The sequence below is a fragment of the uncultured Intestinimonas sp. genome (assembly GCF_944387245.1).
GTDB lineage: Bacteria > Bacillota > Clostridia > Oscillospirales > Oscillospiraceae > Intestinimonas.
This window is the reverse complement of the sequence record NZ_CALXEE010000027.1, coordinates 1-24,513: the sequence shown is the minus strand read 5'-3', so window position 1 is coordinate 24,513 and position 24,513 is coordinate 1. Positions and strand designations below refer to the sequence as shown.

General features: G+C 61.5%; 24 protein-coding genes and 1 other RNA gene. 21 read left to right on the top strand and 4 right to left on the bottom strand.

What is annotated here, in order from left to right; translation table 11 throughout:
* The 10 genes from Q0K15_RS05450 to Q0K15_RS05405 all read left to right on the top strand — a co-directional run.
* Window positions 1–1,743 (top strand): acyl-CoA dehydratase activase-related protein (locus Q0K15_RS05450; RefSeq protein ID WP_365933333.1); only part of this gene is annotated, 1,743 nt, incomplete at its 5' end.
* An 81-nt stretch (window positions 1,744–1,824) separates the two neighbouring features.
* Entirely contained in the window at window positions 1,825–3,156 is a 1,332-nt protein-coding gene (locus Q0K15_RS05445) for a 2-hydroxyglutaryl-CoA dehydratase (RefSeq protein WP_365933330.1), read from the top strand.
* A gap of 78 nt (window positions 3,157–3,234) precedes the next feature.
* Window positions 3,235–3,798 (top strand): GNAT family N-acetyltransferase, encoded by a 564-nt coding sequence (locus tag Q0K15_RS05440; RefSeq protein WP_294513444.1) that lies wholly within the window; start codon window positions 3,235–3,237, stop codon window positions 3,796–3,798.
* Window positions 3,799–3,800: 2 nt separating this feature from the next.
* Window positions 3,801–4,622 carry a hypothetical protein gene (locus Q0K15_RS05435; protein ID WP_294513441.1) on the top strand — a complete coding sequence of 274 codons (822 nt, stop codon included), beginning with the start codon at window positions 3,801–3,803 and terminating at the stop codon, window positions 4,620–4,622.
* Window positions 4,623–4,648: 26 nt separating this feature from the next.
* Window positions 4,649–5,986: an MATE family efflux transporter gene (locus Q0K15_RS05430; RefSeq protein WP_294513438.1), complete on the top strand. Its 1,338-nt coding sequence runs from the start codon at window positions 4,649–4,651 to the stop codon at window positions 5,984–5,986.
* A gap of 133 nt (window positions 5,987–6,119) precedes the next feature.
* Entirely contained in the window at window positions 6,120–7,094 is a 975-nt protein-coding gene (locus Q0K15_RS05425; protein WP_294513434.1) for a hypothetical protein, read from the top strand.
* A 52-nt stretch (window positions 7,095–7,146) separates the two neighbouring features.
* Complete coding sequence (locus tag Q0K15_RS05420) at window positions 7,147–8,151, top strand: inorganic phosphate transporter (RefSeq protein ID WP_294513431.1); 1,005 nt, start codon at window positions 7,147–7,149, stop codon at window positions 8,149–8,151.
* 105 nt (window positions 8,152–8,256) lie between these two features.
* Window positions 8,257–9,447: a coenzyme F420-0:L-glutamate ligase gene (locus Q0K15_RS05415; protein ID WP_294513428.1), complete on the top strand. Its 1,191-nt coding sequence runs from the start codon at window positions 8,257–8,259 to the stop codon at window positions 9,445–9,447.
* Window positions 9,448–9,601: 154 nt separating this feature from the next.
* Window positions 9,602–10,747, top strand: coding sequence for a hypothetical protein (locus Q0K15_RS05410; protein WP_294513425.1), 1,146 nt, complete (start codon window positions 9,602–9,604; stop codon window positions 10,745–10,747).
* Between the two features lie 18 nt (window positions 10,748–10,765).
* On the top strand, window positions 10,766–11,773 hold the full coding sequence (locus tag Q0K15_RS05405) for an S-layer homology domain-containing protein (protein ID WP_294513422.1): 1,008 nt from the start codon (window positions 10,766–10,768) through the stop codon (window positions 11,771–11,773).
* A 504-nt stretch (window positions 11,774–12,277) separates the two neighbouring features.
* Here the strand turns inward: Q0K15_RS05405 and Q0K15_RS05400 are convergent.
* A complete protein-coding gene (locus Q0K15_RS05400) occupies window positions 12,278–14,983 on the bottom strand; it encodes a transglycosylase domain-containing protein (RefSeq protein WP_294513419.1) in 2,706 nt (901 codons plus the stop codon).
* Between the two features lie 258 nt (window positions 14,984–15,241).
* Here Q0K15_RS05400 and Q0K15_RS05395 point away from each other — a divergent pair, with 258 nt between their 5' ends.
* The 6 genes from Q0K15_RS05395 to Q0K15_RS05370 all read left to right on the top strand — a co-directional run bounded on the left by Q0K15_RS05395 (window position 15,242) and on the right by Q0K15_RS05370 (window position 19,074).
* Window positions 15,242–15,544 (top strand): DUF1292 domain-containing protein, encoded by a 303-nt coding sequence (locus tag Q0K15_RS05395; RefSeq protein WP_294513416.1) that lies wholly within the window; start codon window positions 15,242–15,244, stop codon window positions 15,542–15,544.
* Window position 15,545: 1 nt separating this feature from the next.
* Window positions 15,546–15,745, top strand: a non-coding RNA gene (gene ssrS, locus Q0K15_RS05390) — 6S RNA.
* 217 nt (window positions 15,746–15,962) lie between these two features.
* On the top strand, window positions 15,963–17,513 hold the full coding sequence (locus Q0K15_RS05385) for a peptidylprolyl isomerase (protein ID WP_294513413.1): 1,551 nt from the start codon (window positions 15,963–15,965) through the stop codon (window positions 17,511–17,513).
* A 57-nt stretch (window positions 17,514–17,570) separates the two neighbouring features.
* Complete coding sequence (locus tag Q0K15_RS05380; protein ID WP_294513410.1) at window positions 17,571–18,284, top strand: tRNA threonylcarbamoyladenosine dehydratase; 714 nt, start codon at window positions 17,571–17,573, stop codon at window positions 18,282–18,284.
* A 47-nt stretch (window positions 18,285–18,331) separates the two neighbouring features.
* Window positions 18,332–18,706 (top strand): TSUP family transporter, encoded by a 375-nt coding sequence (locus tag Q0K15_RS05375; protein WP_365933336.1) that lies wholly within the window; start codon window positions 18,332–18,334, stop codon window positions 18,704–18,706.
* Complete coding sequence (locus tag Q0K15_RS05370; protein ID WP_294513407.1) at window positions 18,703–19,074, top strand: TSUP family transporter; 372 nt, start codon at window positions 18,703–18,705, stop codon at window positions 19,072–19,074. Before Q0K15_RS05375 ends, Q0K15_RS05370 begins: the two co-directional genes overlap by 4 nt.
* Here the strand turns inward: Q0K15_RS05370 and Q0K15_RS05365 are convergent.
* Genes Q0K15_RS05365 through ruvX form a run of 3 tightly spaced genes read right to left on the bottom strand, consistent with a single transcriptional unit; the run spans window position 19,061 to window position 21,916 of the window.
* Window positions 19,061–20,344, bottom strand: coding sequence for an acyl-CoA reductase (locus Q0K15_RS05365; RefSeq protein WP_294513404.1), 1,284 nt, complete (start codon window positions 20,342–20,344; stop codon window positions 19,061–19,063). The genes Q0K15_RS05370 and Q0K15_RS05365 overlap by 14 nt on opposite strands.
* Window positions 20,341–21,462 (bottom strand): acyl-protein synthetase, encoded by a 1,122-nt coding sequence (locus Q0K15_RS05360; RefSeq protein WP_294513401.1) that lies wholly within the window; start codon window positions 21,460–21,462, stop codon window positions 20,341–20,343. Before Q0K15_RS05360 ends, Q0K15_RS05365 begins: the two co-directional genes overlap by 4 nt.
* Window positions 21,463–21,496: 34 nt before the next feature.
* Entirely contained in the window at window positions 21,497–21,916 is a 420-nt protein-coding gene (gene ruvX, locus Q0K15_RS05355) for a Holliday junction resolvase RuvX (RefSeq protein ID WP_294513398.1), read from the bottom strand.
* 324 nt (window positions 21,917–22,240) lie between these two features.
* Here ruvX and rpmG point away from each other — a divergent pair, with 324 nt between their 5' ends.
* The 5 genes from rpmG to rplA all read left to right on the top strand — a co-directional run.
* Window positions 22,241–22,405: a 50S ribosomal protein L33 gene (gene rpmG / locus Q0K15_RS05350; protein ID WP_033119311.1), complete on the top strand. Its 165-nt coding sequence runs from the start codon at window positions 22,241–22,243 to the stop codon at window positions 22,403–22,405.
* Window positions 22,406–22,447: 42 nt separating this feature from the next.
* The gene (gene secE, locus Q0K15_RS05345) at window positions 22,448–22,747 is read left to right on the top strand and encodes a preprotein translocase subunit SecE (RefSeq protein WP_294513394.1); all 300 of its coding nucleotides are present in this window, start codon (window positions 22,448–22,450) and stop codon (window positions 22,745–22,747) included.
* Window positions 22,748–22,758: 11 nt separating this feature from the next.
* On the top strand, window positions 22,759–23,283 hold the full coding sequence (gene nusG / locus Q0K15_RS05340; protein WP_130850193.1) for a transcription termination/antitermination protein NusG: 525 nt from the start codon (window positions 22,759–22,761) through the stop codon (window positions 23,281–23,283).
* A 100-nt stretch (window positions 23,284–23,383) separates the two neighbouring features.
* Window positions 23,384–23,809 (top strand): 50S ribosomal protein L11, encoded by a 426-nt coding sequence (gene rplK, locus Q0K15_RS05335; protein WP_130850194.1) that lies wholly within the window; start codon window positions 23,384–23,386, stop codon window positions 23,807–23,809.
* An 18-nt stretch (window positions 23,810–23,827) separates the two neighbouring features.
* On the top strand, window positions 23,828–24,513 hold a 686-nt coding region (gene rplA, locus Q0K15_RS05330; RefSeq protein WP_294513387.1), incomplete at its 3' end, for a 50S ribosomal protein L1.

The window sequence follows — 24,513 nt, the reverse complement described above, 5'->3', positions numbered from 1 at the left end:
CACTTCAACCCCGACGTGGACTTCATCATCGACATCGGCGGCCAGGACATGAAGTGCTTCAAGATCCGCAACGGCGCCGTGGACTCCATCATGCTCAACGAGGCCTGCTCCTCCGGCTGCGGCTCCTTCATTGAGACTTTTGCCAAAGCTCTGGGCTACAACATCGCCGACTTCTCCAAGCTGGGCCTCTTTGCCCGTCATCCGGTAAACCTGGGCTCCCGCTGCACCGTGTTCATGAACTCCAGCGTCAAGCAGGCCCAGAAGGACGGCGCCAGCGTGGAGGATATCTCCGCCGGCCTCTCCATCTCCATCGTGAAGAACGCCGTCTACAAGGTCATCCGGGCGGCCTCCGCCGACGACCTGGGCAAGCACATCGTGGTCCAGGGCGGCACCTTCCTCAACGACGCTGTCCTCCGGGCCTTCGAGCTGGAGCTGGGCCGCAACGTCACCCGGCCCACCATTGCCGGCCTTATGGGCGCCTTCGGAGCCGCCCTGGCCGCCCGGGACCTCCATCTGGAGAAGAGTTCTCTGTTAGGCCAAGAAGCTTTACAGTCCTTTACTCACACCGCAAAACCGGTGACCTGCAACCTGTGCACCAACCACTGTTCCCTCACCGTCAACAACTTCGACGGCGGGCGCAAGTTCATCTCAGGCAACCGCTGCTCCCGCCCCCTGGGCAAGGAAAAGGTGTCCATGCCCGACCTCATGGTCTACAAGTACAACAAGCTCCGGGCCATGGAGGGCAAGGGGGACGGCGACGGCTCCCGAGGCCGGATCGGCATCCCCTTCGGCCTCAACATGTACGAAAACCTGCCCTTCTGGTACACCTTTTTCACCAAGCTCAACTTCGAGGTGGTCCTCTCTCCTGAGTCCTCCCGGAAGCTCTACCTGAAAGGACAGCATACCATCCCCTCCGACACGGTGTGCTACCCCGCCAAGCTGCTCCACGGCCACGTGGAGGCCCTGGTGGAGGAGGGCGTGGACGCCATCTGGTACCCCTGCATGTCCTACAACAACGACGAGGGCATCGGCGACAACCACTACAACTGCCCCGTGGTGGCCTACTACCCCGAGCTGTTGGCTGCCAACGTACCTGTGCTCAAGCAGACCAAGTACCTGGACCCCTATGTGGGCCTCTGGCGGCACAAGGACTTTGAAAAGCGCGTCGCAAAGCTCATGGAGGAGGAGTTCGGCGTGCCCAGGAAGGAGTCGGTCCGGGCTGCCAAGGCGGCTTATGACGCCTACGACGCTTACGTCCACGACGTGCGGGAGACCGGCGCCAAGTACATTGCCCAGGCCCGGGCCGAGGGCCGGAACATCATCGTGGTGTGCGGCCGCCCCTACCACATCGACCCGGAGATCAACCACGGCATCAACGACCTCATCACCTCCTTCGGTTTCGTGCTGGTCACCGAGGACGCCCTCTCCTATCTGGAGGGCTACGCCCCCCGGAAGGTCCTCAACCAGTGGACCTTCCAGAGCCGGATGTACAACGCCGCCCGGTACGTCTGCACCCAGCCCGACATGCAGGTTGTGCAGCTGGTCTCCTTCGGTTGCGGCACCGACGCCATCACCACCGACGAGATGCGCGACATTCTGGAAAAGGGCGGCAAGCTCTACACCCAGCTGAAGATCGACGACATCAACAACCTGGGCGCCGTGCGCATCCGCATCCGCTCCCTCATGGCCGCCATGGACGCCAGAAAGGGTCAGGAACCAGCCCGTGAAGAGGCTACCGCCTGAGGCACAGCGCCTGTCAGGTAAAAATACATGACAGCGTCGACCCAATCTGGGCGCGCCTCATCGCTGAAAGGAACTACTGTTATGGCAGAATTGGTATACGACAAGACGGGCCGTCTCCTCTTCACCAAGGAGATGAAGGAGGAGTACACCCTCCTGGTCCCCCAGATGCTCCCTGACCACTTCGCTCTGCTGGTGCGCATCATGCAGAATGAGGGCTACAAGGTGGAGATGCTGAGTAACACCGGCAAGCCGGTCATCGACGCCGGGCAGAAGTACGTCCACAACGACGCCTGCTACCCCGCTATCCTGGTCATCGGCCAGCTCATCAACGCGGTGCAGTGCGGCAAGTACGACCCCCACAAGGTGGCTCTGGTCATCACCCAGACCGGCGGCGGCTGCCGGGCCTCCAACTACATCCACCTGCTCCGCAAGGCCCTGGAGAAGGCGGGTCTCTCCTATGTCCCCGTCATCTCGGTAAACCTGTCCGGCCTGGAGCATAACCCCGGCTTTAAGCTCACCCTGGGCTTCATCCGCAAGGCCATCTTTGCCGTCATGTACGGCGACCTCATCATGAACGTGGGCAACCAGGTCCGCCCCTACGAGATCACCGCCGGCGACACCGATCGGGTGACCTCCGAATGCATGGATTTCCTCCTGGAGGACATGGCTCAGGGCAAGGGTCTCTCCTACAAGAGCATGGTGAAGAATTTTGACCGCATCATCGAGCGCTTCAAAGCCATCCCCGTTACCGGCGAGGAGAAGGTCCGCGTAGGCGTGGTGGGCGAGATCTATGTCAAATACGCCCCCCTGGGCAACAACAACCTCAACCAGTTCCTCCTCTCCGAGGGGGCGGAGCCGGTGGTCCCCGGCCTGGTGGACTTCGTCATCTTCAAGATCTACAACCGGGATGTGGACGTGGATCTCTACGGCGGCAAGTGGATCAAGCAGAAGGTTTGCCAGCTCTTTGCCGCATACGTGAAGAAATATCAGCACGCCCTCATCGACGCCCTCAAGCGCTCCAATCGTTTCCGGGCTCCCGGCGACTTCGACGAGCTCCACAGCTACATCAAGGGCTATCTGGGCGACGGCAACAAGATGGGCGAGGGCTGGCTCCTCACTGCCGAGATGCTGGAGCTCATCCACACCGGCGTGCCCAATATCGTCTGCACTCAGCCCTTCGGCTGCCTGCCCAACCACATCGTGGGCAAGGGCATGATCCGCAAGCTCAAGGACGACTACCCCTGGAGCAACATCGTGGCCATCGACTACGACCCCGGCGCCACCAAGATCAACCAGGAAAACCGCATCAAGCTCATGCTGGCCAACGCCCGCGGCCTCGCCAAGCAGCACGCCGAAGAGGAGGCCCGCGCCTCCGCCCAGGCGGACGCCCAGTCCGAGCCCGCCGCCGTGTGATCTCCCTCCCCGGTCTCCCAGTTTGGGAGGCCGGGGATTCCCTATAATTGGAAAATGTCCGAAACTGGAGGAATACCGATGGAACAGCTGCACTTTGTAGACGCCTGTACCGATGAACACTTTCGCGCCATGTCCCTCATCCACGCCTTAGGCTGGAGAGACACCTATGTGGACGCGGTGCCGGCGGAGTACATGGCCCGGGAGATCACCGATGAGCGTTGGGTCCCCTTTTTCCGGGACGATTACCGTCTCAAGCGCTGTCATGGGCTTCTGCTTTACAGAGATGATTCCCCGGTGGCCTGCATCAACTACGGTCCCGCCCGGACCGAGAACTACAATGCCGGCACCAAGGAGGGCTCCGACTTCCCTAACGCCGCCTACGCCGGCTGGGGAGAGCTCATCTCCTTCTACACCCACCCCGCCGAACGGGGCAAGGGCTACGGCGGCCTTCTCATCGAGGAGGCCATGGACCGCCTGCGCCAGGAGGGCTACAAGAACTGCTTTGTCTTCGTCCTCCGGGAGAACGAGAAGGCCCGCCGGTTCTATGCCGCCCACGGCTTCGCCTGGGACGGCACCCACGCCGACATCCCCTTCCCCCCTGACGCCATCTGTGTGGACCTGCGCTACACGAGGGAGCTGTGATGATGAAAAAGCCGATCCTGCCCGCTCTGCTGTGCGCCCTGACCCTCCTGGCCGCCTGCGGCAAGGAGGAGCCTCTCAACTGGACGCCCACCCCCGCCACACCCCGGCCAACGGCCACTGCCGCTGCCGAAGATGAGGCGCCCTGGGCCTCCCTCACCCTGGACGACCTTCCCACCTCCCTGGCCGACCCCAACGATCTCTTTTCTGATGATAGTCCACAGGTCTATCTCCTGGGCTGCAAGCTCAGTGAAGAATTTTACCTTTACGGTTTGAACGACGGCTACGGCGGTGGCGTCCTCCTTCGCCGTGGGGAGGAGCTCACCCACTTCGACCAGGCATTCGCCTCTCCGGAGGCCCCCGCCCTGCCGGAGCTCTACCTCACCGACACCGACGGTGACGATCAGGAGGAGCTGGCGGTCCGCTATCTCATGGAAGCCCAGGGGGATAGGATTGCCTATGACCTCCATATCTATCGCCTGGTGGAGGACACCTGGTCCGACCTGGCCGTCACCCATGAGGTCTGTGCCCGGAAAGCCCTGGAGGAGGTAGAGACGGACTACGACACCGCCTCCGGCCGGTTTACCCTGTCCTACGGCGCCACCAGCGCCGTCTACCAGGTACCCGGTCAGTACCGGTCCGACCCAGGCCAGCTTACGCTGGACACCTGCTTCTTCCGGGAACAGGACGGAGTCTTCACCGTGGTGCTGGGCGCCCGGCTGGACGCCACCGGCGTCCTCTTTGCCAACGTGTTGGCCACCATCGACTGTGATGGGGATGACTTTACTCTGCGGGACATCCGGGTGGAACCCACCACGGTGGTCTGAATTTGATATGGAAAGGAGGAGCACACATGGATGACGCCCGTATGGGCACCATGCCGGTGCGTCCGCTTCTGCTGCGGATGGCCTGGCCCATGATGCTCTCCATGCTCATCCAGGCCCTCTACAACCTGGTGGACTCCATGTTCGTCTCCCGGCTCAGCGGAGAGGCCTTCCAGGCTCTGTCCCTGGCCTATCCGGTGCAGATGTTTATGGTGGCGGTCTGTGTAGGTGTCGGTGTGGGGCTCAACGCCCTCCTCTCCAAACGCTTGGGCCAGGGGGACCGGACGGAGGCCAAGGCAGTGGCCCTCAACGGCATCTTTCTCTATCTGCTGTGCTACCTTCTCTTCCTCTCCTTTGCCCTGCTCCTCACCCGGCCCTTCATGGCCTTCTTCACTGCCGATCCCACCATTCTGTCGGCAGGACGGACCTACCTCACCATCGTCACCGGTATCTCGGTGGGCATGACCATGCAGTTTGCCACCGAGCGCATCCTCCTGGCCTGCGGTGACCCGGTGGGACCCATGGTGATCCAGGGGGTGGGCGCTGTGGTCAACCTGATTATGGACCCCATCCTCATTTTCGGTCTGGGGCCTTTCCCCGCCCTGGGGGTGGCCGGCGCCGCCATCGCCACTGTCATGGGCCAGTGGACCGGCATGGCCGTGGGCTTTCTTCTTCTCAGCCGGCTCCGCCGCTTCCCCCTCTCCCCCAAAGGCTTTCGCCCCAGAGGAGACATTCTGGCTGAGCTGTGCCGGATCGGCATCCCTGCTGCCGCCATGCAATCCCTCTCCTCCGTTATGACTCTGGGCCTCAACAAGATCATGGCCCTCTACGATCCCAGTGCCGTTTTCATCCTGGGCGCTTATTTTAAACTCCAGACCTTCCTCATCATGCCGGTTGCCGGACTCACCAACGGGCTTACCCCTTTGGTGGCCTATAACTACGGCGCCAGGAGCCGGGAGCGCATCCTGGCTCTGACCCGGTTTGCCCTGTTCCTGGGCGCCGCCATCATGGCTGTGGGTACCGCCCTGCTGCTCTTCATCCCCGGCCCCCTTCTGGGGCTCTTCGGCGCCGATCAGACCGTTCTGAACTCCGGCATTCCGGCCCTGCGGTGGATCGCTGTCGGCCTCATCTTCAGCGGGCTCTCCACCGTGCTCTGTGCCGTCTTTCAGGCCCTTGGCGCCGCCATGACCAGTCTGGTCATTTCCCTGCTGCGCCAGGTGGTCCTCATCCTCCCCGCCGCCTATCTCCTCGGCCTTGTCCAAGCCCGACTCATATGGCTCTCTTTTCCTCTGGCCGAGGTCCTCGCCTGTCTGGCCGCGTTGATTTTTTTCCGCCGCATTCAAAGGAAAAAGCTGTCGGAATTGTGACCCGGTGACAGCTTTGGAACCAATCGTTACCCATTATTCATAACTTTATGGTTGTTTTCTTCCGTCAGAGAGGGTATAATCTACGGACGAACCATTCTTTATGCCCCAAGATATGGAAGGGAGGGCCTTCCCTTTGAAAAAGCTCATTACCCTATGCACTGCCTGTCTGCTGGCTCTATCCGGCTGCAATGGCGACACCTCGACCACGCCATCTCCAGAACTGTCGGAAACGCCCGTCGCCACTCTCACTGTGGAGACACCAGTCCCCACCACTGAGGCTCCTGACGCTACGCCTGTGCCAACCGACACTCTGTCCACGGAGGTTCAGCCCACGGAAACGCTGCCTCTCCCCACCGGTACGCCCTTTCTGTGGGACGGCAACCCGGACAGCCTGACCCTCAACGACTTCCCTACCCAGCTCTCCAGCGGCGAGCAGGTATTGGAGGCTGTCACAGCGCTGGGCCCGGATGATGCGGGGCTTTATCTGGTGTGTCAGATCCCGGAACAGGACACTTGGCTCTATGCCGCCTGCGGACCGGGAGACAAACAGGGTCTCATTCTTCGGGTCGGTACTGAGTGGCGCTACGACACCATCCCCTTCCTCTCTGACCCGGCTCATATGCCGGCTATGGCCTATGGGGATTTCGATGGTGACCAGGCCCAGGAGCTGGCTGTGGTACCCTATCTGGGCGGTAACACAGGCGGCAACACCTGGGGCCTTTACATGGTAGATTTCAGCTCCGGCAGCTGGGATGTCCAGCAGTTCACCCCGGGTGACTACGTGGCGATTTTGTCCTTGTCGGTGTCCAGCAGCTATGATGCGGATGCCAACACCATTACCATCACCGCCGGTGACGCCCAGCTCACTCTGGATATGACCGAATTGGGCTTCCCCGTTCCTGGCGGCGAAGTGGTGGTCTCCCCCGGCAGTCTGGCCCTCTTCACCACCGAGGGTGACGATCTCTACGCCACCTTCTCTCTGGACCTGAATGCGCCTGCTATCCCAGAGGGCAGTCTGGACCAGGCCGTACTGCTCCATACAGAAGTAGTCTACACCGGTTCGGCCTTCGGCCTCAACGCCCCCTCTCTGTCTGTGCCAGAGATTTAAAACGACATATCTACCCCCTCCCCACCGTACATTGTGAGGAGGGGGTATTCTTATGTCTTTTTCTTCTCTGGCAGATGCTCTGTCGGTCCCCGGCCTGTTGCCTGTTGCCCTCCTAACACTGGGCGTCATTTTGGTCAACGGCTGGACCGACGCCCCCAACGCCATCGCCACCGCCGTGGCCTCCAGAGCCCTTTCCTTCTCCGCTGCCGCCATGCTTGCGGCGGCGTGCAACCTGCTGGGCGCCCTTCTCTCCGCCATCTATTTCCCCGCCGTCACCCGGACCGTCCTGGAACTGGCCCAGTTCGGCAGTGACCGACAGACCGCTCTGTGGTCCCTGTGTGCCGCCATGGCCGCCATTGTCATATGGTCCACAGCGGCCTGGCTGTTCGGCATTCCCACCAGTGAGAGTCATGGGCTGCTGGCCGGGCTGACAGGCGCCTCTCTTGCTCTGGAAGGGAGCATCAGCAACGTGGGGCTGTGGGCTTGGATCAGGGTCTTGCTGTCCCTCCCGCTGTCAGTGGGGCTGGGCTGGCTCCTGGCAAAGATTTTTGCCGCCTGTCCGCCCCAGCCATGGAGCGCCGCCTTTTATCGCTGTGCCCAGCGGGTGGGCGCGGCGGCCATGGCCTTCCTACACGGCGCCCAGGACGGGCAGAAATTTCTGAGCATCTTTTTGCTGGGTCTCGCGCTGGCCACCGGACAGAACAGCACCGCCGGACCCACGCCTCTGTGGCTCACCGCCCTGTGTGCCGGAACTATGGCTCTGGGTACCGCCCTCGGAGGCCGTAAGATCATTGACACTGTAGGGCGAGACATGGTGTCTCTGGATCTCCGCCGGGGACTGGTCGCCGACTTGGCCGGGGCTGGCGCCCTTCTCCTCTGCACCCTTCTGGGTCTCCCTGTCTCCACCACCCACACCAAAACCGCCGCCATTCTGGGAGCGGGATCTCATCCAAACTGGAAGGTTGCCCGCTCTATCGCCCTGGCCTGGTTGTTTACCTTTCCTGCCTGCGGCTTACTGGGCTTTCTCTGCACCAAATTACTCTTGTTTTTTCTGTGAAATCCCTTTTCATCCGACAGAAAAGAGTATATAATAACAGTGTATGTGCAGCGGCGATTCGTCCGGGACGGCAGGCGCCGCAATCAGATCAACGGAGGAAAAACCATGGAAAGATTAGTCGGCACCGTATCCAGAGGCATCCGGGCTCCCATCATCCGGGAAGGAGACGACATCGCCCAGATCGTGGTGGACAGCGTTCTGGCCGCTTCCGAGAGCGCGGGCTTCCGGCTGGATGACCGGGACGTGGTGGCTGTGACCGAGGCCGTGGTGGCCCGTGCCCAGGGCAACTACGCCACCGTGGACCAGATCGCCGCTGACGTCCGCAGCAAGTTCGGTGACCACACCGTGGGTGTGGTCTTCCCCATCCTCAGTCGGAACCGCTTCGCCATCTGTCTCAAGGGCATCGCCACTGGCGCCAAGAAGATCGTTCTCATGCTCAGCTATCCCTCCGACGAGGTAGGCAACCACCTCATCGACCTGGACCTGGTGGACGAGAAGGGCGTAGACCCCTACAAGGATGTGCTCTCCGAGGCCAAATATCGGGAGCTTTTCGGCTATCACAAGCATGTCTTTACCGGTGTGGATTACATCGAATATTACAAAGAGGTTATCACCAGCTGCGGCTGTGAAGTAGAGGTGATCCTGGCCAACGACTGCCGGGCTATCCTGGACTACACCAAGCACGTCCTCTGCTGTGACATCCACACCCGGGAACGCTCCAAGCGGCTGCTGAAGAAGGCCGGCGCCGAGGTTGTTCTGGGTCTGGACGACCTGATGACCGCCCCTGTAGACGGCAGCGGCTGTAATGAGAAGTACGGTCTGCTGGGCAGCAACAAGGCCACTGAGGAGAAGATCAAGCTCTTCCCCCGGGATTGTCAGCCCATCGTGGACCGCATTCAGAAGAGTTTTGAAGAGAAAACTGGCAAGCACATCGAGGTCATGATCTACGGCGACGGCGCCTTCAAGGACCCCGTGGGCAAGATCTGGGAGCTGGCCGATCCGGTTGTCTCCCCCGCCTACACCGCCGGCCTGGAGGGACAGCCCAACGAGGTTAAGCTGAAGTACCTGGCCGACAACGACTTCGCCGACCTATCTGGCGACGCCCTCAAGGATGCCATCTCCGACTACATCCGCCACAAGGATGCCGACCTGAAAGGCCAGATGGTTTCTCAGGGTACCACCCCCCGCCGGCTCACCGACCTCATCGGCTCCCTGTGCGACCTGACCTCCGGCAGCGGCGACAAGGGCACCCCCATCATCCTGGTCCAGGGCTATTTTGACAACTACACCAAGTAAGGATTACTCTCCCATGCCCCCGGTGCTCTGCGCCGGGGGCATTTTTTGCTTTTTTACAAGTTTTCCCCTACGCTGGGAACCTTTCATCTCCACCTTCGTCTAAAAATTTGGTAAAATAAAGGAGTCCAATGCGTACAAGGATGGAGGTCAGACCATGAAGAAGCCGCTCGCTCTGCTCCTCAGCGCCGCCCTGCTCTGTGGGACGGCCCTCCCCGCCATGGCCGAATCGGAAAATGCCGATGCCAGGCTCACTCAGGTGACACAGGCTGTCAAATCCACCCTGGACCTGGATACCACCGCCTACACCTCCTTCCAGGGCTTGTGCCAGGAGGATGCCCTGTCCCCGGTGTGGTCCCTGGTCTGGTCCAGGGACACCGGGTCACTGAACATCGACACCCTGGAGGACGGCACCATCCTCTATTACGCCCGCTCCGTATATGTGGAGGAACCGGAACCCCTCGCCGGCGGAAGCCTGCCCGCCTTCCCGGCGGTGGACAACGATGCCGCCACCGCCGCTGCCCAGGCCTTTCTGGACAAGGTGCTGGACGAGGACGTGGAGTCGGCGGAGCTGAAGCTCACCCGCTCCCCCGACCTCAGCGGCGGGGACTATCGGTTTACCGCAGACATTCTCTTAAACGGCCTGCCCTCTCCCCTGTCCCTCTCCATCACCGTCCGGGCGGAGGATATGGAAGTGATTCGCTTCAGCCGGAACGTGCTGGCCAATTCTTGCCTGGGGGGCATCCCTTCGGCTACGCCCAGCACCACTCAGGCCCAGGCCACCGCCCTTCTACGGGACACCCTGGATCTGCGGCTGGAGTACGTCCCTTCCGAGGATGATCCTACCCACGCCGTCCTCCGGTACCTGCCCGAGTACGGCCACGATTTTTACGCAGATGCCTCAACCGGTGAGCTCATCGACCTCACCGAATTGGAAAACGGCATGTTTGAGAACGGCCTGGGCGCCGGCGCCGCCGCCGACTCCACTGAGTCGGCACCCTCCGCCTCCCTGGACAGGGGTGAACTTACCGAGGCCGAGCAGGCCGGCATCCAGAAGCTGGAGGGTGTTCAGTCCAAGGAGGCGCTGGACGCCGGACTTCGTTCCGTAAAAGAATATGGCCTTACTGGCTATGAGCTGGTCAGCGCCTCCTACACCCTGCTGGAGGGCAACGAGGAGACGGAGGACCGGGTGATCTGCACCCTCCAGTACAGCAGCTCCTCCGAGGACGGCGCCTGGCGCCGGACCTTCACCGTGGATGCCAAGGCCGGCGTGGTGGAGGGCATCTACTCCCAGGGGCCTTAGAATGAAGAGCGGAAGCCTGTGCTCACCGCAGAGGAGGCACAGGCCAAGGCTAAAGCCTTCCTGGAGACCTACTACCCGGAGCACTACGGGCATCTGGCCCTCTATGACAGCTCTACTGACTCCGTGGCAGAGGGTTCCCCCTTCTATTCCTTCACCTTCGCCCGGCAGGAGAACGGCTACTTCTTCCCCAGCCACTATTATACTGTGGGCATCGATTCCACCGATGGCTCGGTGAGCAGCCTATCCTTTACCTATGAGGAAAACGTCACCTTTGACGCCCCCGACGGCATCATCGACGCCGAGGCGGCTCTGGACGCCTGGCTGGGCACCTACGACGTAACTCTGGGCTATCTCTATGTTCCTGAGCCCCTGGTCGCCGGCGATACCGCCCAGGACAAGCTCCTCCAGCTGGGCTTCCAGTCCTTCTACCATCTGAAGCTGGGCTATGCCCTGAAGCGAGAGGGCTCTTATCTGGGCATCGACGCCAAAACCGGAGCGCCGGTAGAGCGGCAGTCCAGCCAGGCTGAAGGACTCTCCTACACCGATCTTGAGGGCCACTGGGCCCAAGCGACAGTGGAAACCCTGGCTGCTTACGGCGTTGGCTACAACGCCGACACCTTCGGACCTGAACAGGCCCTCACCCAGTGGGACCTGGTGAGCCTACTTTACAGTCTGGACTACTGTGCCGTGGACCCCGCCAGTGAGGACCAGGATCTGCGGAACGAGGTCTATGCCGCCGCCTACCGCGCCGGCACCCTCACCAGGGAGGAGCGGAACGACAGCGCCCTCCTCACCCGGGCCGGTGTCATCAAAATGCTGCTGGACCGGGCGGGCTACGGCAAGGTGGCCGGGTTAGAGGGCATTTTCACCTGTGCTTTCGCCGATCAGGAGACCATCCCTGAAGGCGAACTGGGCTACGCCGCCCTGGCCCAGGGCCTGGGCCTGGTGGAGGGCACCTACGCCGGGCAGCGCACCGCTACCCATGCCGAGGCTGCCGTCCTTCTCTACCGGCTCATGGAGAGCTGACCGCCGCAAAACCAAAGACCGCCGTCCGGAACAGCCGGACGGCGGTCTTTTCTCTCTTCTCTCTTTGGCGGCGGTCCAGCGCAGATCCTTGACAGCCTTGGCGATGTTCCGGACAGTGAGGTCATAGCGTTCCAGCACCTGGGCGGCGGGACCGGAACAGCCAAACCGGCCAGATGTTGACCTGCCAGTCTCAGTTGGTCTCCTAGTGCTGATGGAAAAGGAGAGCAGTTGACAGCCTCCAAATCCGGTATTCAGATATGACAAACACCTGTCCCGGGCGGGTAACGTCCAGTTTGACCGGTCAGGGAGATATTTTGCATGTAAGCCATGAATTCTGGCCCTGGGACACTGTGATCTGTATGATCTTGGCCATCCTCACCAAATATCTCCGCAAATGGCTCAATTGAACCATAGATTATATTTCGCCTAAAGGCATTCATCAGTAAAAACTGCCCTTCCCACAAATGGGAAGGGCAGTTTTCTCACTTTATTATGGTCCGTTGGTCAAGCTACCGGTAGATAGGGCTCTTCGCTTATCTCCGGCGGATTGACGGGCCCCGGTGTTGTTTCCGGAGTCTCAGTGGGCGGCAGGGTCACCGTCTCGCTGGGGGTCGGCGTCTGCTGCCCGGAGGAACCGTTCACATTCTCCGGCCAGGTGGACTCGTCAAAGGGATTAAACTTATTATAGTCCTCCAGCCGGTCGTAATCCTCCGGCCCCGGCCAGGTGGTGGGATCGGTGGGATCAATCTCCGGTTTTTCCGTGGGCTCCGGTGCCTGGGCAGTGGTGTGGACGTTACAGTAAGCGGCGTCACCCAATGCGTTGATGTGTCCCGTGGTAAACTGGTTGTCCCGCACCGACACGGCAGCGGCAGCCCCCTCGCGGGTGATGTCCAGGATACTCACCGTCCGGCGGCTCTCCGCGGGACAATACTCCCCAGCCAGGTGATACATACCATTGGGATTTCCGTCTGCATCCAGGAAGGGGGAATCCAGGCAGATTTCCACGTCTTTGTGGACATCACAGACAGTGGTGGGCTCATCCCCTTTGACGAAGGTCATGGAGATGATGCGCGCCCCCTCACCCACGCGGGCATCGTGGTAGCAGGCCTCATTGGGCAGCAGGCCACTGTCGGCACACACCTTGACGGTAACAGTGCCAGCAGAGGGAGTCGGGAAACTCTTGTCCTCCAGGCCCTCATGGATGGAGCTCATGACCTTCTTCCAGGTGACGGCCGACTGCTGCTGGAGACCGGAGGACATACGCTCGGGCTGGTCATAGCCGCTCCAGACGGCGGCGGTGTAATAGGCGCTGTAACCCACGAAATAGAGGTCACGGCGGGAGGTGGTGGTACCCGTCTTGCCGGCGATGGTCATGCCGTCGAAGCGGGCGGAGGTACCAGTGCCGTTCCGGATGACGTTCTGCAGCATGGTGTTGATATACCAGGCAGTGGAGTCCTTCATAGCGGTGTGGTACTCCGCCTGGTTGTCCAGCAGGACGGTCACCTCACCGGTGTCAGGGTCCACCCGCTCCACCTTGGTATAGGTCCGGGGCTCGATATACAGCCCGCCTCGGGGGAAGGTAGAGTAGGCCGCCGCCATCTCCAGGGTGGTGACGCCGTCGGTGAGACCACCCAGAGCCATCTGGGCCAGACCGATGTCAGAGTAAACAGTGCCGTTTCGCTCCTCCTGGACCACCAAGTGGTCGGTGCTGAAGCCCAGATTTTTTACCAGGAAGTCATAGGCCACCTGGGGGCTGGTGTACTGGCCCAGGATCTTGACGGCCAGGGTATTCACCGAATTCTGAAGTCCAGTATACACATTGGCGAGGCCCCGATACTGGCCGTAAGAGTTCACCGGCCAGGGGGAGCCGCCATCTCCGTCAAAACTGTAGGGGGAGTCGTCGATGACGGTGGCGGGGGTGATGACGCCCAGATCCAGGGCGGGGGCATATACCGCCAGAGGCTTGATGGCGGAACCGGGCTGGCGCAGGGACTGCGTGGCGCGGTTCGTGAGCAGGCTGGCTGTCTTCTCGCCCACACCGCCGGCCAGGGCCACCACATTGCCGGTCTCGTTGTCGATGATTGTGATGCCCGACTGGAGCTGCTGTCCAGAGGAGGAGGTGCCGCTGAAGTTACTCAGATCCTCGTACACCGCGTCCACCTTCGCCTGGACGGCCGGGTCCTGGGTGCAGTAGATGGACAGCCCGCCGTTGTAGACCATCTGGCTGGCCACCTGGTCGGAGAGGTCATAGGCCTCCTTCAGATCGGCGATAACGTCCCGGATGAGCTGATCCTCAAAGTAGGAGTAGGCGGTGGTGGAGGTGGTCCCCTGTCCGCGACCCACAAAGACCAGCTCCTCGGCCACGGCGGCGTCATGCTCTGCCTGGGTGATATAACCCTGCTCCAGCATCTCATTGAGAATAATCTCCTGGCGCTGCTTATTCTGTCCCTTGGTGTAGTCGGAGATATAGGGGTCATACCGGGAGGGGTTGTTGGTGATGCCGATGAGGCTGGCGCACTCGGCCAGGTCCAGCTCGGACACCGGCTTACCGAAGTAGGCCAGGGAGGCGGTGCCCACGCCGTAGTAGTTCTCGCCCAGGTAGATGTAGTTGAGATACATTTCCAGGATCTCTTCCTTGCTGTAGTTGCGCTCGAACTCCAGGGCGCGGAAGATCTCCAGGATCTTACGCTTAACGGTAACATCGTCGTTCTGGGTCATGTTCTTGATGAGCTGCTGGGTGATGGTGGAGCCGCCATAGGTATCCTTCATCCCCAAAAACATATTGAGGAAAGCTCCGCCGGTCCGACGCCAGTCCACACCGTGGTGGGTCCAGAATCGCTGATCCTCAATCGCCACCAGGGCATTGACCAGATTTTCCGGGATCTCCTCATAATCCACCTTCACCCGGTTCTCCTCCCCGTGAAGGGTGCGCAGCTCCTTGGTCTCGCCGGTAGTGGAGTCGGTGTAGTAGATGGTGGAGGACAGGTTCATGGAGTAGGCGCTGGCGTCCACGTAGTCCTGCGGAATGATGACGGTCTTGATATAGGTTGCGGCAAAGCAGGCCAGGATCGCGCCGGTGGTGCATCCGATGAGGAACAATGTGCCGATCACTTTTAATATCGTCACGGCGACCGAACCGCCTCTGCTCTTCCGCCGGGGACGCCTGGGGGGCTCCCCGTTCTGGTTGGTGGTGCGTCTTGTCTCTGCCAAATGAAATACCTCCGTTCCCGGCCCAAAGGCCGCACGGTCCCATATATACTCGTAACGTGCCTTTGACCGGTCCGTTTCTCCCTCCGGTCATAGCAAGGCTTTTATATTATAGTGGAAAAGCCCCTGTTTGTCTACCCTATCACTTCCCATTTATTCCATATTTATCCTCTCAACAAAATTTGGCTTGTTCGACTCTTGCATTTTTCCGGCGCACAGGGTACAATATGTGCAGAAACAAGAAGGGCGGTGCCAGCCACCATGAGTGACGAGTACGGCGGTAATTTTGTCAGCCTCACTGACGAGGACGGCAACGAGATCGAGCTGGAGCATCTGGATACCATTGAATACAACGGCGCGGTCTATATGGCTTTTTTCCCCGCAGAGGAGGCCGACGAAGAGGGCCAACCCCCGGAAGAAGAAGATGAGGAGGCCGGGCTCATCATCCTGAAGGTCGTGGAGATCGACGGTGAGGAGCAGTTGGCCACTCTGGATGATGAAGAGGAGTTGGAGGCTGTCTACCAGCAGTTTATGGAAGCCCTTTTCGCAGAAGAAGAGGAATAAGGTTCTCCTGCTCGGTACGTGATGGTTTCTTTTTAAACCCACATCTCTGAAACGGGACGCCCACCTCGTGCCGTGGCTTGCAGGCCTCCCGGCCTCCTTCGGGAGCGTTGGAAGTTGGAAGCAGTAAAGCGGTGCGGAGGCGACCCACCTGCCATCTTCGTGCAGGTTTGATCAGGGCCACACGGCCAGAGCGGGAGATCTATTTTACCGTTCCACCGTCCCAGCAAAGTGCTGGGACGGTTTTTTTATCCCCTCCCCGACCGGTGCTCCAACCATGAACTTTCTGTAAAATACGTCTCCTCCTGCCCGAATATAGGCAGATTGGGACTTGCAAGCCGTCCCCGTTTCCTGTATAATGCAACATTGAGTCACCAAAGCACAGAAAAAGCACAATATTTGAGAGGACTGAGCAAGAGTAATGAGTGCTTCCCGTGAAAAGAAACAGCGCATCTCTGCTGCCGCCAACGGCCCTACCGAAAAGGAACGCCGTCAGGCGGAGACTGCCCGCAAGGAGCGGAGCAAAACCATCCTTTACACCGTGGTGGGCATCATCTTGGCCGTTCTGGTCGTTGCCCTGCTGGTGTGGCACAGCGGCATCTTTACCAAGGGCAAGGTAGTCGCCACCGTCAACGGTAAGGACTACACCGTGGCCGAGATGGGTTACTACTACTATCCCACCGCCAACATGTACAGCCAGTATGGCCTGACCGTGGATGACGAGACCCTGCGCCAGAGCGCTGTGGATTCTCTCCAGAGATATGCCTCCCTGGCCGCTGCCGCTGAGGCCGAGGGCTTCACCCTCTCCGAGGAGGGCGCCCAGAGCATCGAGGACACCATCCAGCAGCTGAAGGGTTACGCCGCCCAGTACGGCACCTCCTTCAAGTCCTATATCCGCAATGTGTATGGTCCTTATATGACCGAGAGTCTTCTGCGTGAGTGCCTGACCCGGGATACCCTGGCTCAGGAGTACTACAATGCCCACGCCGATACCCTGACCTACACCGACGAAGATCTCACCAACTATTATAGTGAACACGCCGCCGACCTGGACACCTTCACCTACTCCTCCGTGTTCATCGATGGCTCCGCCCCCTCCACCACCGATGCCGACGGCAATACCGTGGAGGCCAGCGACTCCGAGAAGGCCACCGCTATGGCTACCGCCAAGGCCACCGCAGACAAGCTGCTCCAGGATCTGGAGGACGGCGGTGACTTCGATACCCTGGCTGCCGCCGCCACCCAGTCCGACTCCGAGGACAGCGATGACGAGGCCACCAGCTACGAGACCACCGTGGTGGGCGCCAGCCTGTCCAACGGCTTCTCCTCCGGCAGCGAGGACTGTGTGTCCTGGCTCACCAACGAGGGCCGTCAGGAGGGCGACCTCACCGTCATCGAAGTGGCCGACAGCGGCTACTGGGTCCTGCGCTTCACCAGCCGCGCCCTGGACACTGAGAGCTACGGCTCCGCCGACGTGCGCCACATCCTGGTGAAGGCCGAGCTCACCCAGGAGGACGACCCGAGCACCGAGGACGTGGACGAGAGCACCGTCCCCACCCAGGAGGCTCTGGACGCCGCCAAGGCCAAGGCCCAGGAGATCCTGGACGAGTACAACGCCGGCGACAAGACCGCCGAGAGCTTCGGCGCCCTGGCCCAGCAGTATTCTGAGGACCCCGGCTCCGCTGAGAACGGCGGCCTCTACGAGGGCATCACCCCCTCCACCAGCTTCCTGCCCGCCTTCATCGACTGGACCTTTGCCGACGGCCGTCAGCCCGGCGACACCGGCCTGGTGGAGAACGACCAGGAGGGTCAGTACGGCTGGCACGTCATGTACCTCCAGGACCACACCCTGACCTGGAAGTACACCGCCGAGAGCGCCCTCAAGAGCGACGCGCTCTCCACCTGGACCACCGAGATCGAGGAGACCTACCCCGTCACCACCAACGATACCAATCTGGCTCTGCTGGGCTAAGACGTACACCATCCCCCGGAGGCTCCCTCCGGGGGATTTTTTTAAGGAGGTAACCAAATGGACGCACGTTTTCTCCGCACCCGCATGCTCCTGGGACCTGACGCCATGGAGCGACTGGCCCAGGCACACGTGTGCGTGTTGGGTCTGGGCGGCGTGGGCAGCTGGTGCGCCGAGGCTATGGCCCGCTCCGGCGTGGGTGAGCTGACGCTTATAGACCAGGACACCGTAGACCTGAGCAACCTCAATCGCCAGGCCGAGGCCCTGGAGTCCACCCTGGGGTTGCCCAAGGCGGAGGCCATGGCCCAGCGGGTGCTGGCCGTCAACCCCTCCTGCCGGGTCCATCCCATCCAAGGCCGCTATGAGGCCGACACCCGTGAGACCTTTTTCTCAGCGAATTACGACTATATCGTGGACGCCATCGATCTGGTGAGCTGCAAGCTGGACCTCATCGAAACCGCACTGAACCGCAGGGTGCCCATCATCTCCGCCCTGGGTACCGGAAACAAGCTGGACGCCTCCCTGCTGCGGGTGTCCGACATCTCCAAAACCGAGGGCTGCCCCCTGGCCCGGGTGGTGCGGAAGGAGCTGCGCAATCGGGGCATCCACCACCACAAGGTGGTGTGGTCACCGGAGCAGGCCCACAAGGCCGACCAGCCCGAGACCCCTCCCCCCGGCCGCCGCAGTGTCCCCGCCAGTGTGGTATGGGTCCCCGCTACCGCCGGGCTGATGTTGGCCGGTGAGGTGGTCATGGACCTGACCGGTATACGTTAAGTTGGCATAAAAAATCCCTCCTCTGGCAAACTACTGCCAAGGGAGGGATTTTTATTAAACAGACGCAAAACTGGCTGCGCCCTGCGGTGGCCGGCGCACTGGCCGGGGCGGTAAACGGCTTCTTCGGCGGTGGGGGCGGAATGGTGCTGGTCCCCCTACTGGCCGGGTGGTGCGGTCTGGGAGAACGGAAGGCCTTCGCCACCTCAGTGGCCATCATCCTGCCCCTGTGCGTTCTCTCCGCAGGCATCTACCTCTTCCGGGGCGGGCTGGACCTCACCGCCGCCCTCCCCTACCTGCTGGGCGGACTGCTGGGGGGCTGGCTGGGAGGCAAGCTCTTCAAAAAACTGTCCATGGACTGGCTCCGGCGGGGCTTCGGCCTGCTCCTCCTCTACGGGGGCATCCGGTCCCTCTTCGCCCTATGAGCTGGCTTACGGCCCTCCTGGCAGGCACCGCCACCGGAGTCCTCTCCGGTTTCGGCGTGGGGGGCGGCACCCTGCTTCTTCTCTACCTCACCGCCTTCGCCGGGGTGGAGCAGCACCTGGCCCAGGGCATCAACCTGGTCTACTTCCTACCGGCCGCAGCGGCAGCCCTCCCAAGCCACATCAAAAACGGCTATGTAGACCGGTCTGCCGCCCTTCCCGCCATCCTGGCCGGGTTGGCCACCGCCGGGCTGTGCGCCTGGGCCGCCTCCGGTCTGGACACGGGACTCCTCCGCCGCTGCTTCGGGGGCTTTCTACTGGTCGTGGGTTTCCGTGAGCTCTTTCGCAAAAGCCCCCCTACCGCTCGGTGACCCTGGTATACCGCCTCAGGGGGTAGTCCCCGTCGTGGGCGTCGCCGCAGGTGGTGCGGCTCATGTCTCCCGGCCCGGTGACCCGGACCACACCCGAGCGCAGGAGGGCCATGGCCAGCTCCTCCCGCTCCTCCGGGGCGCAGAGGAGTCCCGCCGTCTGGAGGACCCCCTTGTGCCGCCGCAGCATGGCGGGCAGCTGTGCCCGGGGCAGGGCCTTCACCAGGGGATTTCCGAACTGGAGGGAGCGCTCCAGCTCCCCGTCCTCCCCGATGGTGAGGGAGCAGCCCTTCCCATAAAAGACCTCCGGACCGGGCTGGGTGATGGACTCCAGCCTCTGCTCGTACTGGGCCAGGGTTACCTGAGCCGCCGAGCCGTCGTCCAAAGGCGCTCCCGCCGCCATGGCCCCCTCCAGCATCGGCAGGAACCGGCGGCAGAAGGCCCGGACCGTCTCCCGGTCATCTGTGTCAAGGAAGATCACCTGACAGGAGCTGCACAGCAGCTGCCGGGTGTCGGCGATGTGGGCAGCCAAGGCGGAGAGGGCCTCAGGGGTCTCCCCCCTGGGGGTGACGTAGGCGAAGCTGAGCTTGTGGCCCCACTCGATGAGGCGGCATCCGGTGGGCGCCAGCCCCCGGACGGCGGACACCGCCCCCTCCCCGCCCCACACCACGATGCCGTCGGCCATGGCCGCCATCTTCTTCATGGCGGGCAGGTCGTCTGAGGGGGTGTCAAAGACATAGAGATAGTCGGCCAGCTCCGGGGCGGCCTGAGTGAGGGCGTGGAGCAGCAGCACCGACAGCCCTCCGTCGGCCTGGGGCAATTTTAAGATGTTCACGTTGCCGGTGAGAAGGCCTTCCACGGCACTGTAGGCCGGCAGACCGTCCACGTTGCCGGCGGCGATGTGGAACAGCACCCCCAGGGGCAGGACCTCTTTGGTCAGAGTGATACCGGAATGGGGCGGCGTTACGGTTTCCGGCCCCGCCCAATCCGGCCCCAGCTCCAGGTTCAGCTTGAATTCCAGGCTGTCCCGGAGGAGCAGCTTGGCGGCGGCCGCCGCCTGGGCCAGAGTGAAGCGGCGGTCCAGGCCCAGGGCGGCGATGATACCGTCGAACTCCCCGCGGAGCACCCGCTTTGCCAGGCCATCACAGGCGGCGATCACCGTCTCCGCGGTTGGCACAGGCCGCTGGAGCACCTCTGTTATGACCTCTTCCAGGCCGTCCAGGAGCTTGTTCTGCTCCTTTGTATCACGGATCTCTCCCCGGTACAGGATCACAGGCCAGCCCCCTTTCTCAGCTCGTCGGCGCCGGCGGCGCAAGTCTTGATGTCGGCCATACCCACCCGACCGATGATCTCCAGCCAGGGGGACTTCACTCCACAGGGGCAGGTGTCTCCGTCGTGGAGGACCCCCAGGTCGTCGGTCATGATACTCAGGATGGGGACGGCGTTGAGCATGGGGGTGAGGAGGTTCACCAGCCCCATGGTGCCGTTGGGCACCGGCTCCAGGGTCCGCACGTCCCGGATGATGACCCGGCTGTATACCGGCACGTGAAAGTGGTGATACTTGCAGTCAGCGTAGTAGATGGGGTGCTCCACCGCCCCGAAGGACTCGTAGACGTGCTCCTCCGGGATGGCAAACCGGTCCCAGGCCTTGGCGTAGAAGGTCTCCTTATCCACCTTCTCCCGGTAGAACTGCTTCCAGCCGCCCCCCAGGAAGATCTTGGAGTTCTTGGGCAGCGGATAGCGGAGACCCCGCCGTTCCAGCTCCTCCATGAGGAAGTAGGTATAGGCGGGAAAGCCCATGAACCGGGTGGGGAACCGGGACCTGCTGTACCTCTCCAGCGTCCGGATGAGCCCGTCGAAGTCCACCTGGTAGCCGCCATCCTTATATTTGAGGGCGTACTCCCGGTGGATGGCGGGCGTGATGTAGGTGTAGCCCGTGGCAGTCTTGGCCACGGCGGTCTGATTGCTCTTGTGGGGCTGATAGCCCAAAATGAGGTAGTTGGTGGGCACCGGGGAGAGAAAGCGGTGGTAGCGCAGGATACGCCACACCATGTGGAAGCCGCTCCACAGTCCCCCCAGCTCAAAACCGATGACGCTCTTCTTCCCTCTCGTCCCCGAGGAGGTGGCCTTGATGAGCATCCTGCTCTCCGGCACGGAGAAAAGCTTGTGGGATTTAAAATATAAGGTGGGCAGCACCGGCAGGCGGGCCAGGTCCGCCGTGGTCCGCAGCATGTCCGGCCGGAAACCAAAGTGGTCCAGGATGGCCCGGTACTCCGGGCAGTGGGCGTAGTGGAAGGCGCAGTTGTCCCGCATGGCGGAGACGAAGAGCGCCTCCGTCCCCGCTGTGTCATAGGGGTCCTTCCAGGTGAAGAGTTTGATGCGATTCCCCATGTTCCTCCCCCCTTTTTCTCTTGTAGAGCTGTTTTTAGCCCTGGGTCCGTTTCCGAGTCAGGTAGCCTTCCAGGATGAGGGTCGCCGCCACGGCGTCCACCGTCTTTTTATGGTTCTTCATCTTCTTGCCGCTGGCGTGGAGGATGTCGTGGGCCTCGATGGTGGTCCGCCGCTCATCCCACAGCACCGGCGTGAGCCCGGTAGTGGCCGCCACCTCACCGGCAAAGGCCCGGTAGAGCTCCGCCCTGGGTCCCTCGGTGCCGTCCATGTTCCGGGGAAAGCCCATCACCAGCTCCTCTACCTGATATTGCTCCACCAGCTCGGCAAGGCGGGCACAAACCTGCTCCCCCTTCCGGCTGTGGATGACCTCCGTATACCCCGCCAGCAATCCCGTGGGGTCCGAGATGGCCACGCCCGTGCGGGCGTCGCCGTAGTCGATGGCCATGATACGCATGGTCCTCCCTCCTTTCCCTTCCACTATATCGGTCCCACGGAAGTCTTGTCAAGACTGTAAAAATATGCTTGACTTTCTCACTGACTTGTGATAGGCTATTAGCACCTATGAAAAAGGGCTTTATTTTTGTGCGCATTTTTACGGTGTAATGGGCACAAACCCTTTCCCTCCCCCGGAGGACATAGGGAGGCAGATCATGCCGAACCTACCGTGTTTTGATTGGGGACGGGCTTTGCCCGTGCCTTTCTCGAACGTGCTGGGATTCGGTATAGCCGGACCCGGCATTTTTTGTTGGGTCCGAACCATTGAAGGAGGTGCCGAAACATGGCAAAAGCCGGTGCGCGGGTGAAGATCACCCTGAGATGCTCCGAGTGCAAACAGCGCAACTACGTCACCAACAAGAACAAGAAGAATACTCCCGACCGTCTGGAGAGAAACAAGTACTGCCCCTTCTGCAGAAAGCACACGCTCCACACCGAGACCAAGTGATGATGCTTGCGGAAGTGTCACAAGAAAGAAGGGTGAAACCGAATGTCTGACAACGAGAAGATCGAAAAGACCGGTGCTGACGCCCAGGCCGCTGCTAAACCCGCCAAGGTGGACAAGAAGGCCAAGAAGGACGAAAAGCCTGGCTTTTTCCAGCGTGTCGCCCGTTGGTTCCGCGAGATGAAGAGCGAGCTCAAGAAGGTCGTGTGGCCCACTCCCAAGCAGACCATTAACAACACGGTGATCGTGATCGTCTGCGTTATCGTGGTCGGCATCTTCATCTGGGTCTTCGACGCTCTTGCCAGCAGCATCATCGCCGCCCTTATCGACCTCTTTAAGGGTTAAGGGGTAGCGGTATGTCTGATAGTGCAAAGTGGTACGTGGTCCATACCTATTCCGGGTATGAGAACACAGTCAAGGCCACCATCGAAAAGCACGTGGAAAACCGCAATATGCATGACCTCATCCACGAGGTCAAAATCCCGCTGGAGACCGTCACCGAGATCACCGACAACGGCCCTAAGGTCGTGGAGCGGAAGGTCTTCCCCGGCTACGTGCTGGTCAAGATGGTGATGACCGATGAGACATGGCACCTGGTCCGCAACGTGCGCGGCGCCACCGGGTTCGTGGGCTCCGGCAACAAAGCGATTCCCCTCACCGACGATGAGATCGCTGCCCTCGGCGTGGAAAAGCGCGAGGTTGTGGTCTCCTATCAGGTGGGCGACACCGTAAAGATCACCGACGGCGCTCTGGAGTCCTTCCTGGGCACCGTGGAGGAGATCGACCTGGACCGCAGCAAGGTCCGCGTGGTCGTGTCCATGTTCGGCCGGGAGACCCCGGTGGAGCTGGAGCTGGACCAGGTGGAGCTGGTACAGGATTAAGTACCCTGGGCGGCATGGCCGCCCGCCGTCCAAGGCACAAGTGGGAGGGATGCTTCAGGCATCCCGTTCCAACCACATTCATTCGTAGGAGGTGCTCATTGTGGCACAGAAAGTAACTGGTTACGTCAAACTGCAGATCCCGGCCGGCAAGGCGACTCCCGCCCCCCCCGTCGGCCCCGCTCTGGGCCAGCACGGCGTCAACATCGCCGCCTTCACCAAGGAATTCAACGAGCGCACCAAGAACGACGTGGGCCTGATCATCCCCGTGATCATCACCGTCTACGCCGACCGCTCCTTCACCTTCGTTACCAAGACCCCTCCCGCCGCCGTGCTCATCAAGAAGGCCTGCGGCATCGAGTCCGGCTCCGGCGTGCCCAACAAGACCAAGGTCGCCCAGCTGAAGAAGGACGATCTGCGCAAGATCGCCGAGACCAAGATGCCCGACCTGAACGCCGCCTCCATCGAGGCCGCCATGAGCATGGTCGCCGGTACCGCCCGCTCCATGGGCGTCACCGTGGAAGAGTAAGGGAAGGAGGTAGTAACGATGTTCAGAGGAAAGAAATATACCGACTCTGCTAAGCAGATCGACAAGTCCACTCTCTATGATACCGCCGACGCTATGGCTCTGGTGGTGAAGACCGCCCCCGCCAAGTTCGACGAGACCGTGGAGCTCCACGTGAAGCTGGGCGTTGACTCCCGTCACGCTGACCAGCAGGTCCGCGGCGCCATCGTGCTGCCCCACGGCACCGGCAAGACCCAGCGCGTGCTGGTCTTCGCCAAGGGCGACAAGGCCGAGGCTGCCAAGGCCGCCGGCGCCGACTTCGTGGGCGAGATGGACATGGTCCAGAAGATCCAGTCCGAGAACTGGTTCGATTACGACGTGGTCGTCGCCACCCCCGACATGATGGGCGTGGTCGGCCGTCTGGGTAAGGTCCTGGGCCCCAAGGGCCTGATGCCCTCCCCCAAGGCCGGTACCGTCACCCCCGACGTGGCCAAGGCCGTTACCGAGATCAAAGCCGGTAAGGTGGAGTACCGTCTGGACAAGACCAACATCATCCACTGCCCCATCGGCAAGGTCTCCTTCGGCGCTGAGAAGCTCACCGAGAACTTCAACGCTCTCATGGGCGCCATCGTCAAGGCCAAGCCCGCCGCCGCCAAGGGCCAGTATATCAAGAGCTGCGTGGTGGCTTCCACCATGGGCCCCGGCGTCAAGGTCAACGGCGCTAAGCT